General features: G+C 69.1%; 11 protein-coding genes. 9 read left to right on the top strand and 2 right to left on the bottom strand.

Going from position 1 to position 12,077, the window contains the following annotated elements:
* Positions 1-64: 64 nt before the first annotated feature.
* From D7W82_RS04800 to D7W82_RS04760, 9 genes are all read left to right on the top strand, one after another.
* Positions 65-247, top strand: coding sequence for a ribbon-helix-helix domain-containing protein (locus D7W82_RS04800; protein ID WP_014397342.1), 183 nt, complete (start codon positions 65-67; stop codon positions 245-247).
* A gap of 24 nt (positions 248-271) precedes the next feature.
* Positions 272-1,231, top strand: coding sequence for a UDP-glucuronic acid decarboxylase family protein (locus tag D7W82_RS04795; RefSeq protein WP_014397341.1), 960 nt, complete (start codon positions 272-274; stop codon positions 1,229-1,231).
* Positions 1,232-1,301: 70 nt separating this feature from the next.
* Positions 1,302-2,246 carry an NAD-dependent epimerase/dehydratase family protein gene (locus D7W82_RS04790; RefSeq protein ID WP_120617253.1) on the top strand — a complete coding sequence of 315 codons (945 nt, stop codon included), beginning with the start codon at positions 1,302-1,304 and terminating at the stop codon, positions 2,244-2,246.
* 162 nt (positions 2,247-2,408) lie between these two features.
* Positions 2,409-4,220, top strand: a complete 1,812-nt coding sequence (gene lepA / locus D7W82_RS04785) for a translation elongation factor 4 (RefSeq protein WP_120617197.1) — start codon at positions 2,409-2,411, stop codon at positions 4,218-4,220.
* A 5-nt stretch (positions 4,221-4,225) separates the two neighbouring features.
* The gene (gene lepB, locus D7W82_RS04780) at positions 4,226-5,473 is read left to right on the top strand and encodes a signal peptidase I (protein ID WP_120617196.1); all 1,248 of its coding nucleotides are present in this window, start codon (positions 4,226-4,228) and stop codon (positions 5,471-5,473) included.
* 76 nt (positions 5,474-5,549) lie between these two features.
* Positions 5,550-6,443: an aspartate carbamoyltransferase catalytic subunit gene (locus D7W82_RS04775; protein WP_120617195.1), complete on the top strand. Its 894-nt coding sequence runs from the start codon at positions 5,550-5,552 to the stop codon at positions 6,441-6,443.
* Entirely contained in the window at positions 6,440-7,741 is a 1,302-nt protein-coding gene (locus D7W82_RS04770) for a dihydroorotase (RefSeq protein WP_199727680.1), read from the top strand. The genes D7W82_RS04775 and D7W82_RS04770 overlap by 4 nt, the downstream gene beginning before the upstream one ends.
* The gene (gene carA, locus D7W82_RS04765; protein ID WP_120617194.1) at positions 7,741-8,868 is read left to right on the top strand and encodes a glutamine-hydrolyzing carbamoyl-phosphate synthase small subunit; all 1,128 of its coding nucleotides are present in this window, start codon (positions 7,741-7,743) and stop codon (positions 8,866-8,868) included. The genes D7W82_RS04770 and carA overlap by 1 nt, the downstream gene beginning before the upstream one ends.
* Positions 8,869-8,888: 20 nt before the next feature.
* Complete coding sequence (locus D7W82_RS04760; RefSeq protein WP_120617193.1) at positions 8,889-9,554, top strand: hypothetical protein; 666 nt, start codon at positions 8,889-8,891, stop codon at positions 9,552-9,554.
* Between the two features lie 36 nt (positions 9,555-9,590).
* On the opposite strand, the gene pyk is transcribed toward D7W82_RS04760, so the two are convergent.
* Together pyk and D7W82_RS04750 are read right to left on the bottom strand one after the other, a co-directional pair.
* Entirely contained in the window at positions 9,591-10,991 is a 1,401-nt protein-coding gene (pyk, locus tag D7W82_RS04755; RefSeq protein WP_120617192.1) for a pyruvate kinase, read from the bottom strand.
* Between the two features lie 212 nt (positions 10,992-11,203).
* Positions 11,204-11,998 carry a bifunctional nuclease family protein gene (locus tag D7W82_RS04750; protein WP_233587296.1) on the bottom strand — a complete coding sequence of 265 codons (795 nt, stop codon included), beginning with the start codon at positions 11,996-11,998 and terminating at the stop codon, positions 11,204-11,206.
* Between the last annotated feature and the right edge of the window lie 79 nt (positions 11,999-12,077).

Raw genomic sequence — 12,077 nt, 5'->3', positions numbered from 1 at the left:
TTCGCGCCGCTTCACTTCCGTGCTTTCGCAGGCCACGTCATTCCATATATTTTCACGTATCGCCATGGCCCGAAAGAAAGTCAGCACCACCATCTACATCACTCCGGAGCAGAACGAACTGCTCAAGGCGCTGAACCAGAAGACGAAGGTGCCCGTGGCCGAATACATCCGGCAGGGCATCGACCTGGTGCTGGAGAAATACAAAGCGCAGCTGCCGGGCCAGGCGACCTTCGACGAACTCTCCTGACGAACGAGGCGTGACGTGACGAGCATGCGTGGCAAGCGGGCGGTGGTGCTGGGTGGGGCCGGATTCGTGGGCTCGCACCTGTGTGAGCGGCTGCTGGACGACGGCGCGGAGTCCGTCCTCGCGGTGGACAACCTCATCACCGGGAACGAAGCGAACGTGCGCACGCTCAAGCCGCGCGCGGGCTTCCAGTTCGTGAACCAGGACATCACGGAGGGGCTGGAGGTGGACGGCCCCGTGGACTTCGTCCTCAACCTGGCCTCGCCCGCGTCGCCCATCGACTACGCGAACCTCCCCATCGAGACGCTGCGCGTGGGCTCCATCGGCACGGAGAACGCGCTGAAGCTGGCGGAGAAGAAGAAGGCCGTGTTCCTCATGGCCTCCACGTCGGAAGTGTACGGCGACCCGCTGGTGCACCCCCAGAAGGAGGATTACTGGGGCAACGTGAATCCCATCGGGCCGCGCTCGGTGTACGACGAGGCCAAGCGCTACTCGGAGGCCATCAGCGCCGCGTACGAGCGCAGCCGGGGCGTGAACGTCCGCATCGTGCGCATCTTCAACACCTACGGCCCGCGCATGCGCCTGAACGACGGCCGCGTGGTGCCCGCCTTCGTGGGCCAGGCGCTCAAGGGCGAGGACTTCAGCGTCTTCGGGGACGGCAGCCAGACGCGCTCGTTCTGCTACGTGAAGGACCTGGTGGACGGCCTGGTGCGGCTGGTGCTGTCGGACGTCCGGGGCCCGGTGAACATCGGCAACCCGCGCGAGATGACCATCAAGCAGTTCGCGGAGGCCGTGCGCGAGGCAGCCGGTGGGGGTAGGCAGATCGTCTACCACCCGCTGCCCAAGGATGATCCGAAGCAGCGCCAGCCGGACATCACCCGCGCGCGCACGCTGCTGGGGTGGGAGCCCAAGGTGAAGCTGGAGGATGGTCTGCGGGACACCATCGCCTACTTCCGTGAAGTTGCCGCTCGCCCCTCTGGGACTTAGGTTGGCCGCGCGCGAGTGAACGCGAGGTAGACGGCCCGGGCCCGTGGCGGCCGGGCCTGGGGAGAACGGCGTGAAAGTCCTGGTAACGGGCGGCGCGGGCTTCATCGGCTCGCACGTGTGCGATGAGTTCCTGCGCAATGGCCATGAGGTCATCGCGCTGGACAACCTGTCGAGCGGCAAGAAGGAGAACCTGGATCCGCGCGTGCGGCTGGCCGTGCACGACATCCGGAGCCCGGAAGCCGCGGAGCTCATCCGCACGGAGAAGCCCCAGGTGCTCTGTCACCTGGCCGCCCAGATGGACGTGCGCAAGAGCGTGGAGGACCCCGGCTTCGACGCGGACGTGAACATCCGCGGCATGACGAACCTGCTGGAGGCCGCGCGCCAGTCCGGCGTGAAGAAGGTCATCTTCAGCTCCACCGGCGGCGCCATCTACGGCGAGCAGGATTACTTCCCCGCCCGGGAGGACCACCCCCAGCGGCCGGTGTCCCCCTACGGCGTCTCCAAGGCGGCGGGCGAGCTGTACCTGGGCTACTACCGGGCGCAGTACGGCCTGCCGTACGTGGCCCTGCGGTACGCCAACGTGTACGGCCCGCGACAGAACCCGCACGGCGAGGCGGGCGTGGTGGCCATCTTCAGTCAGCGCGTCATCGCGGGGCAGGGCTGCACCATCTACGGCGAGGGCAAGCAGACGCGTGACTTCGTCTTCGGTCCGGACGTGGCCCGCGCCAACTACCTGGCCTTCCAGAGCGACTACGTGGGCGCCGCGAACATCGGCACCGGCGTGGAGACGGACATCAACCGGCTCTACGAGCTCATCGCGCAGGCCGGCGGCAGCTCGCTGAAGGCCGCGCACGCGCCGGGCAAGCCGGGCGAGCAGCTGCGCTCGTGCATCGACGCGGCGCACGCGAAGAAGGTGCTGGGCTGGGAGCCGTCCGTGCAACTGGCGGAAGGCCTGCGCCACACGATCCAGTTCTTCCGGGACCAGGCAGCCGGGCCCGTCCGCGCCCGGGGCTAGGTCCGGACCGTTGCACCGCCGTGTCCCTCCGGCCTGGATGCCGGGGGGAACACGGTGCGTCAGGCGGGTGGAGTGCCCGGCGGGCAGGTGTGCGCCGGTCGTGGATTTTCAGGCGGTTCGGTGTTACCTACGCCCGCTTCGCGACCGACGAGCGCCCTGACCATGCCGGCTGAAAACGCGCACATCCGCAACTTCTGCATCATCGCCCACATCGACCATGGAAAGTCGACGCTGGCCGACCGCCTCCTGGAGAAGACAGGCACGCTGACCAAGCGTGAGGCGCAGGCCCAGTTCCTCGACAACATGGACATCGAGCGAGAGCGGGGCATCACCATCAAGGCCCAGTCCGTGCGGATGACGTACACCGCCAAGGACGGCCAGAACTACGTCCTCAACCTCATCGACACGCCGGGACACGTGGACTTCGCCTACGAGGTGAGCCGCAGCCTCGCCGCGTGCGAGGGCGCGCTGCTCGTCGTGGACGCGACGCAGGGCGTGGAGGCCCAGACGCTGGCCAACGTCTACATGGCGTTGGACCACAACCTGGAGATCATCCCGGTCATCAACAAGATCGACCTGCCCTCCGCGGACGTGGACCGCACGCGCGGGGAGATTGAGGACGTCATCGGCATCGACGCGTCCGTCGCGGTGCCGGCCTCCGCGAAGGAGGGCTTGGGCATCCACGACATCCTGGAGTCGGTGGTGAAGCGCGTGCCGCCGCCCACGGGTTCGCCGTCCGCGCCGCTCAAGGCGCTCGTCTTCGACTCCTGGTACGACAACTACCGGGGCGTGGTGACGCTGGTGCGCGTGCTGGAAGGCACGCTGAAGCTGAAGCAGAAGATCAAGATGTTCAGCAACAACAAGGTCTTCGAGGTGCAGGAGCTGGGCGTGTTCAGCCCGTTCTCGCGCCCGGTGCAGCAGCTGATGGCGGGCGAGGTGGGCGTGCTCGTCGCCAACGTGAAGGAGCTGCAGGACGCGAAGGTCGGCGACACCGTGACGGAGGAGGCGCGCCCCACGGAGGCGCCCTTCCCGGGCTTCAAGGAAGTGAAGCCGATGGTGTTCTCCGGCATCTTCCCGGTGGACTCCGCGGACTACGAGAACCTGCGCGACGCGCTGGCGAAGCTCACGCTCAACGACTCCGCCTTCACCTACGAGCCGGAGTCGTCCACGGCGCTGGGGTTCGGCTTCCGCTGCGGCTACCTGGGCCTGCTCCACATGGAGATCGTCCAGGAGCGCCTGGAGCGCGAGTACAACCTCAACCTGATCACCACGGCGCCGTCGGTGGTCTACCGGATCACCACCAGCAAGGGTGAGACGCTGCTGGTGGACAACCCGGCGAAGCTGCCGCCCACGCAGAACATCGAGAAGTTCGAGGAGCCCATCCTCACCTGTCACATCCACGTGCCCAACGAGCACCTGGGCGCCATCCTGAAGCTGTGCCAGGACCGGCGTGGCGTGCAGAAGGACATGAAGTACCTGGGCTCCAGCGGCACCCGCGTGCAGGTGACGTACGAGATGCCCATGGCGGAGGTCGTGTTCGACTTCTTCGACCGGCTGAAGAGCGTGTCGCGCGGCTACGCGAGCCTGGACTACGAGCTGTCCGCCTACGCGGAGGCGGACCTGGCCAAGCTGGACATCCTCATCAACGGGGAGCCGGTGGACGCGCTCTCCGTCATCGTCCACCGCGAGCGCGCGTACCTGCGCGGCCGCGAGGTCTGCGAGAAGCTCAAGGAAGTGATTCCCAAGCAGATGTACGAGGTGGCCATCCAGGCCGCCATCGGCGCGAAGATCATCTCCCGCGAGACGATCTCCGCCATGCGCAAGAACGTCCTTGCCAAGTGCTACGGCGGCGACATCAGCCGCAAGCGCAAGCTCCTGGAGAAGCAGAAGGAGGGCAAGAAGCGCATGAAGCAGGTGGGCACGGTGGAGATTCCGCAGGAAGCCTTCCTCGCGGTCCTCAAGACGGAGCAGTAAGCCCCATGAGCACGGCCAGTCCTTCCATGAAGCTGGGAGCGGCCATGGCCGCGCGCCGCACCCCCGAGCAGCTCAAGGCCCGCCGCCAGCTGATGTGGCGCGAGCTGCTCACCAGCCTCTGGGCCCCGCTGTGCGGCGTGGGCCTGGCGTTCATCCCGTACGTGACGCTGATTGAGATGGCGCCCGGCACCGCGTCCTGGGCCCAGCCCCTGATGAAGGGCTTCGGCCTGCTGATGGTGGTGGCGTTCTTCGGGCTGCTGGTGTGGCGCAACGCCTCCCGGAAGGAGTCGCTCTTGCGCACGCTGCGCCATGAGGCGCACGAGCTCATCTCCGAGGACGAGCGCATCCTCGCGCGCCTGGGGACGAAGGTTCCCCCGGCCGTGGGCGAGCGCATCACCGAGCAGGCCCTGCGGGTGGAGTCCGCGTCCGTGGCGGGCAACGCGGAAGCGCTGCGCGCGGAGACCCAGGCGCTGGAGAAGCTCACCCAGGAGCACCTGGGCGCGTACCGCAAGCAGTCCGTGTGGGACTTCCTGGGCGGCTTCGGCAAGGCGCTGCTCATCGCGGTGGTCATCCGCACGGTGCTCATCGAGCCGTACCGCATCCCGTCCGGCTCCATGCTGCCCACGCTGCAGATTGGCGATCAGGTCTTCGTGAACAAGTTCATCTACGGGGTGCGCATCCCGTACACGAACTTCGTCCCGTTCCGCATCGTGCGGGAGCCCAAGCGCGGGGACGTCATCGTCTTCAACAACCCGGTGGACGAGTCCAAGGACTTCATCAAGCGCGTCATCGGCATCCCCGGCGACACGGTGGAGATCGTCGACGGGGTGGTGCGCATCAACGGCGAGCCGCAGCCGCGCACGCTGGTGACGCCGGACTACGTGGTGCACAACCAGGACGACCTGACGGGCCGCTGGTTCGACCAGGAAGAGGTGCTCTACCGGGAGAGCCTGGGCGACGTGGTGCACGCGTCGCTCCAGCACCCCATGCGCCTGCCGGGCCGCGAGCACGAGGGCCCCTACACGGTGCCCGCCAACAGCGTCTTCGTGATGGGCGACAACCGGGATAACAGCGCGGACAGCCGCTACAACCTGGGCGGCCCGGGCGGCGCCGAGGTCGCCTACGTGCCGTACGGCCACATCAAGGGCAAGGCCATGGTCGTCTGGCTATCGCTCGGCTGGGGCGGCCTGCTGGGCAACCTGTTTGGCGGCACGGGCCTGAGGGTCGACCGTTTCTTCGAGCCGGTGCGCTGACGGACGCTGACCGGGCGGCCACCACGCGCCGTGCTTGACGCAACGTGCGGCGCGCGGTACGCGGCGGCCCCGGCCCATGAGACATCTTCTCGGAATCGCAGGCTGGCGGCGGGACGAGCTGGAAGCACTGCTCGACCGCGCCCAGGCACACCTGCCCGGCGGACCGGATGCCTCGCACGTGCTGCGGGGCCGCGTCGTGGCGAACCTCTTCTTCGAGGACTCCACCCGGACGCGCTCCTCCTTCGAGGTGGCCGCGCGGAAGCTGGGCGCGGACGTCCTCAACTGGAGCTACGCGGGCTCCTCCGTGTCCAAGGGCGAGACGCTCCTGGACACCGCGCGCAACATCGAAGCCATGGGGCCGGCGGTCATCGTCATCCGCCACCGCTCCTCCGGCGCGCCGGGGCTCGTGGCCCGGCATGTGAGGTGCGCGGTGGTGAACGCGGGCGACGGCGCGCATGAGCACCCGTCCCAGGCCCTGCTGGACGCCTTCACCCTGCGCCAGCGCTGGGGCCGCCTGGACGGGCGCACGGTGCTGATCGTCGGCGACGTGCTGCACAGCCGCGTGGCGCGCTCCAATCTCCTGTGCCTGAAGGCGCTGGGGGCCCGGGTCGTGCTCTGCGGACCGCCCACCCTCCTGCCGCCAGGGCTGGAGGAGATGGGCGGAGAGGTGACGCACCAGCTGGACGCCGTGCTGCCCCAGGCGGACGCGGTGATGTGCCTGAGGCTGCAGACGGAGCGCATGTCGGAAGCCTTCCTGCCGTCCCAGCGGGAGTACTCGCGGCTGTTCGGTATCACGCCCGCCCGCGCGGAGCGGATGAAGCCGGAGGCCGTCGTGCTGCACCCGGGCCCCATCAACCGCGGCGTGGAGTTGTCGCCGGTGGTGGCGGACGGGCCTCGCAGCGTCATCCTGGAGCAGGTGGCCAACGGCGTCGCGGTGCGCCGGGCCATCCTGGAGGCTTGCGCATCATGACCCCAGTGCTCTTCCAGCGGGCGCGCGTCATCGACCCGCGCAATGGCGTGGACGGCGTTCGTGACGTCCTCGTGATGGACGGCCGGGTGGCCCAGGTGTCGGACGCCCCGCTGCCCGCGCCCAGGGACGCGCGGGTGGTGGACGCCACCGACACGTGGCTGGTGCCGGGCTTCATCGACCTGCACGTGCACCTGCGCGAGCCAGGGGAAGAGGGCAAGGAGACGGTCCTCACCGGCTGCCGCGCGGCGGTGGCGGGCGGCTTCACCGGCGTGGTCGCCATGCCCAACACCAAGGTGGTGAACGACAGCGCGCTCGTCACGGAGCTGGTGCTGTCGCGCGCTCGGGACGCGGCCCTGTGCCACGTGTACCCGGCCGGCGCCATCACCAAGGGGCTCAAGGGCGAGGAGCTGTCGGAGGCAGGCGAGCTGATTGGCGCCGGCTGCGTAGCCCTCACGGACGACGGCCGCCCGGTGATGAACGCGGGCCTGATGCGCCGGGTGCTCCAGTACGCCACCCAGTTCGACGTGCCGGTGATGGTGCACGAGGAGGACCTGACGCTCTCCGCCGGCGGCGCCATGCACGAGGGCGCCACGTCCACGCGGCTGGGCCTGCGCGGCATTCCGTCCTCCGCGGAGGTGGCCATGGTGGCGCGCGACCTGGTGCTCCTGGAGGAGACGAAGGGGCGGCTGCACGTGGCGCACGTGTCCTGCGAGGGCAGCGTGCGGCTCATCCGCGAGGCGAAGCAGCGCGGCCTGCGCGTCACCTGCGAGGTGGCGCCGCACCACTTCACCCTGGATGACCGGGCGGTGGGGGACTACGACACCCACGCGAAGATGGCGCCGCCGCTCCGGAGTGACGTGGACGTGAAGGCGCTGCGCGAGGCGCTGGTGGACGGCACGGTGGACGCCATTGCCACGGACCACGCGCCGCACGGCGTGTCCGACAAGCTGGTGGAGTTCGAGAAGGGCATCAACGGCATCGTCGGGCTGGAGACGGCCCTGGGGCTCACGCTGGCGCTGGTGCACGAGGGCGTGCTCACCCCGCGCCGGGCGGTGGAGCTCCTGTCGGACGGGCCGGCGAGGGTATTCGGCCTGCCGGGCGGTCACCTGGCGCCTGGTGCCCCGGCGGACATCACGCTGGTGTCCCCTTCGGAGGAGTGGACGGTGGATGCCCACCGGTTCTATTCCCGCAGTCGCAACACGCCCTTCCACGGGCGCACGCTGAAGGGCCGCGTGACGCAGACGTGGGTGGGCGGCCGGTGTGTGTTCGAGGACGGTCAGCTCAAGGAGTCGCGGTGATGACGAAGCGGGCGGTACTCGCGCTGGCGGATGGCACCACGTTCGAGGGACGCGCCTTTGGCGCTTCCGGCGAGACGGTGGGCGAGGTGGTCTTCAACACGTCCATGTACGGCTACCAGGAGATCCTCACGGATCCCTCGTACGTGGGGCAGATCGTCACCATGGCGTACCCGGAGATGGGCAACATCGGGGCGAACGCGGCGGACGAGGAGGCGGGGCTGCCGCACGCGGTGGGCATGGTGGTGCGCTCGCTGACGAAGACGCCCTCCAACTGGCGCTCGCAGGAGACGCTGGACGCGTACCTCGCGCGCCACGGCCGCGTGGGCATCGAAGGCGTGGACACCCGCCGGCTGGTGCGCCACCTGCGCACGCACGGCGCGCAGACGGGCATCATCTCCACGGAGAACGTGTCCGCCGCGGCCCTCTCCGAGCGCGCGCGCACCGCCGTGGGCATGGAGGGCCTGGACCTGGCCACGGGCGTGTCCTGCAAGGAGCCCTACGTCTTCACCACGCCGTCGCCGGACGTGTTCCTGGCCCCTGGTGACAAGCGCCCGGAGCCGGAGCTGAAGTACGACGTCGTCGCGTACGACTACGGCCTCAAGCGCTCCATGCTCCAGTACCTGGTGGACGTGGGCTGCCGCGTGACGGTGGTGCCGTCCCACTTCACGGCGGAGCAGGTGCTGGCGAAGAAGCCCCACGGCGTCTTCCTGGCCAACGGCCCGGGCGACCCGGCCGCGGTGAAGGGCGCGGACCGCACGGTGGCGGCGCTGTTGGGCAAGGTGCCGGTGTTCGGCATCTGCCTGGGGCATCAAATCATGGCGCTGGCCCTGGGCGGCCGGACGTACAAGATGAAGTTCGGCCACCGCGGCGGCAACCAGCCCGTGAAGGACCTCACCACGGGCAAGGTGGAGATCACCGCGCAGAACCACGGCTTCGCGGTGGACGACGCCAGCCTCAAGGGCAAGGCCGTCGTCACGCACATCAACCTGAATGACGGCACGGTGGAGGGCCTGGCCGTTCCGGACGCGCGGGCCTTCAGCGTGCAGTACCACCCCGAGGCTTCGCCCGGCCCTCACGACGCGCGCTACCTGTTCAGCCGCTTCGCGACGCTGATGGCGGGTTCGTAGGAAGAAAGCTCGCAACGGCCATGGACACCGCGCTGACCCCGTTGTCGTACCAGCCGTACCTGGACCAGCTCATCGCCTTCGGCAGCTCGGAGGCGCGCAAGCCGGACTTGCTGGAGGCGAAGGCGGAGTACTTCCGCCTCACCGGCGAAGTCTTCGAGGACGACAAGAACTTCGAGCTGCGGATGGCGTCGTTCCTGGACTACTACCTCTACGACCGCGTCTCGCCGCTCACCGGCAAGACGCCGGCCGCGGAGCTGTACGAGCAGCGCCTGCAGTCCGCGCCGCCGGAGGAGGCCAACGCCTTCCGCAGCTTCACGGAGACGGTCCACGGCCTCTTCGAGGTGCGCAAGCTGGGCAAGGGCATGGTGCGCCTGCGCGAGCTCTTCTCCGGCAAGGACTTCGACGTGACGGAGCGCCGCCACATCGCGGGCCTGGAGACGGGGGACGTGCTGGAGGCGCGGCTGGTGCCCTTCGGCGGCCACCTGCTGTTCTCCTCCGCCTTCTGCTACCACCCGGCCATGGCGCTCAAGGCCATCAAGGCCGAGGTGAAGCGCCGCAAGAAGAAGGAGCCGGAGCGCCCCGCCAAGGACCTGGTGTGGGAGTGCGCCCGCCGGGCCCTCAACGTGGAGCGCTACCGCCAGCTGTCCGTGGAGAAGCTCTACGACTTCGAGCAGAAGGTCCTGTAGGCCTTCTGCCCCCCGAGCCTCCACCGCGGGCTGCTCTCAGATGCGGTGGATGCTCATCATGTTGGTGTTGCCCGGCACGTTGAGCGGCACGCCGGCCACCAGGATGAAGGGCTCGCCGGGTTCGCAGAAGCGCAGCTCCTGACAGAGCCGGCGCACCTGCTTGAGCATGGCCTCCGTGCTGCTGACGCGCTTCACCCGGTGGCCCGACACGCCCCAGTAGAGCGCCATCCGGTTCACCGTGTCCGCGTTGGGCGTCAGGCCGAGGATGCGTCCGCCGGGCCGGAACTCGGAGATGAGCCGCGCGGAGTGGCCGCTCTCCGTGTACGCGATGATGGTCTTGATGTTGAGCTGCCGGGACGCGGCCACGGCCGCCGCGGCGACGCCGGTGCCCAGGTCCTCGGAGCGCTCGAAGGGGGAGTGGGGCAGGGTGATGAGGCCGGTGCGCTCCGTCTCCTCCACGATGCGCGCCATGGTGGCCACCGCGTCCACGGGGTAGCGGCCCGCGGCCGTCTCGCCGGAGAGCATCACCGCGTCTGCGCCGTCGAGGATGGCGTTGGCCACGTCCGACACCTCCGCGCGGGTGGGCCGGGCGTTGAGCACCATGCTCTCCAGCATCTCCGTGGCGACGATGACGATGCCGCCCATGCGGTTGACCTCCCGCACGGCGCGCTTCTGGATGGCGGGCAGCTGCTCCAGCGGCATCTCCACGCCCAGATCGCCGCGGGCCACCATCACCCCGTCCGACTCCCTGGCGATGGCGTCCAGGTTCTCCACCGCCTGGGGCTTCTCAATCTTGGAGATGATGGGCGTCTTGCGCTGCGCCACCAGCGCGCGCGCCTGGCGCACGTCCTGGGCGGAGCGCACGAAGGACAGCGCCACGTAGTCCACGCCCACCTCCTGGCCGAACGCCAGGTCCACCTTGTCCTTGTCCGTCAGCGTGGGCACCGACATGGCCGTGCCGGGCAGGTTGAGCCCCTTGTGATCCTTGAGCAGCCCGCCCACCTCCACGCGGCAGGACACGTCCTGGCCGCTCACCTTCAGCACTCGCAGGCGGACGCGGCCGTCGTCCAGGAGCACCTCGTGGCCCTTCTCCACGTCCCGGGGCAGCGTGCGCACCGGGGTGGGGATGATCTTCCCCTGGCCCTGCACCGCGCGCGTCGTCACCGTCACCGTGTCGCCGGCCATCACCATCAACTGGCCGCCTTCGAAGCGCCCCAGGCGCACCTTGGGGCCCTGCACGTCCTGGAGGATGGCCACCGGCACGCCCAGCTTCTTCGACACCGCGCGGATGCGCTGGACGCGCTGGCGGTGCTCGTCATGCGTCCCGTGGGAGAAGTTGAGCCGGGCCACGTTCATGCCCGCCTTCACCAGGCCCTCGATGACTTCCTTGGAGTCCGAAGCCGGACCCAGCGTGCAGATGATCTTCGCCTTGCGCATAGAACCGCCCATCCTAGCGCCAACGGGGTGGGCGTCTTGACAGGCTTGCGCCCGAAGGACTAACTCTTCGCCTCACGCGCTGGGCGGAAAGTTACCGCGAGCCGGCGCACGCCATTCGTGGCTCTCTCAGGCGCTTGAGACGAAGAAAGCCCGGCTACCCTGGGAGGGGGGGCCGGGCTTTCATCGTTCCAGGGCGGCTTCTTCGCGGACGGCTAGAGGTCGATCTCCTGGCCCTTGCCCAGGGGCTCCCTCAGCGGCTGCATGGCGTGGTCCATGCCGATGTCCTCCGAGGGAGGCTTCGGGTGGCCGGCGCTGGGGCCCATGGGAGGCGGCGGGGGCAGGGGACCCATGTCCTCCTCACCCAGGCCGCCGCTGCCGCCCACGCCCAGGTCCTGCTGCTTCTGGAGGGCCTCAATCTCCGCGCGGCTGATGCCCGCCAGGGTCAGCACCTTGCGCGTCACGCGGATGCGGGCCTGGCTGTGCATGGCCATGGCGATGGAGTCCGAAGGCCGCGCGTCCAGCGCCAGCTCCTTCTTGCCCTGCTGGAGGAAGACGCGGCCGGAGTAGACGTTGTCGCGCAGGTCGTCGATGCGGACCTCGGTGACCTTGCCGCCCAGCTTGTTCACCACGTCGTCCAGCAGGTCCTGGGACAGCGGCTGCGGGGGCGGACGCTCCGCGAGCCGGAAGGCGATGGAGACCGCCGCGCCCTCGTCCACGAAGAGGGGCAGCACCGTCTCCCCGTCCTTGGTGGTCAGCACGACGGCGTGCGTCTGCGCCTCCATCAGGGGCACCACGTCCTTCACTTCCAGCTCCACCAGCTCCGAGCAGGCCTTGGGGTCGCTGCCCTTCTCGGTGACGCAGGGCTTCTCTTTGTTCCCTTCCGCCTTGTCGGAGGCGGCGATGGCGCCGGGGATCCCGAACGCGGGAAGGAACAACGCTCCCCCCAGCGCCAGCACCACGGCCGTGAACGGAGCGACGAAGAAGTTGGCGCGGTTGGACGTTTTCACATCCCTAAGCTACGCACCTCCCCCTTCACCGGGAGGGTACCGCCCCGCCGCCGTCGCGAGCGGCCCCCGGGCCCTGGCC

The sequence above is a fragment of the Corallococcus sp. CA049B genome (assembly GCF_003611685.1).
GTDB lineage: Bacteria > Myxococcota > Myxococcia > Myxococcales > Myxococcaceae > Corallococcus > Corallococcus coralloides.
The sequence above is the reverse complement of the archived record's forward strand: the minus strand, read 5'-3'. Positions and strand labels throughout refer to the sequence as shown.

What these genes read in the sequence shown, in the direction of transcription:
- D7W82_RS04800 (WP_014397342.1), top strand. Translation starts at nt 65, where the DNA reads ATGGCCCGAAAGAAAGTCAGCACCACCATCTACATCACTCCGGAGCAG.
- D7W82_RS04795 (WP_014397341.1), top strand. Translation starts at nt 272, where the DNA reads ATGCGTGGCAAGCGGGCGGTGGTGCTGGGTGGGGCCGGATTCGTGGGC.
- lepA (WP_120617197.1), top strand. Translation starts at nt 2,409, where the DNA reads ATGCCGGCTGAAAACGCGCACATCCGCAACTTCTGCATCATCGCCCAC.
- lepB (WP_120617196.1), top strand. Translation starts at nt 4,226, where the DNA reads ATGAGCACGGCCAGTCCTTCCATGAAGCTGGGAGCGGCCATGGCCGCG.
- D7W82_RS04775 (WP_120617195.1), top strand. Translation starts at nt 5,550, where the DNA reads ATGAGACATCTTCTCGGAATCGCAGGCTGGCGGCGGGACGAGCTGGAA.
- D7W82_RS04770 (WP_199727680.1), top strand. Translation starts at nt 6,440, where the DNA reads ATGACCCCAGTGCTCTTCCAGCGGGCGCGCGTCATCGACCCGCGCAAT.
- carA (WP_120617194.1), top strand. Translation starts at nt 7,741, where the DNA reads ATGACGAAGCGGGCGGTACTCGCGCTGGCGGATGGCACCACGTTCGAG.
- D7W82_RS04760 (WP_120617193.1), top strand. Translation starts at nt 8,889, where the DNA reads ATGGACACCGCGCTGACCCCGTTGTCGTACCAGCCGTACCTGGACCAG.
- pyk (WP_120617192.1), bottom strand. Translation starts at nt 10,991, where the DNA reads ATGCGCAAGGCGAAGATCATCTGCACGCTGGGTCCGGCTTCGGACTCC.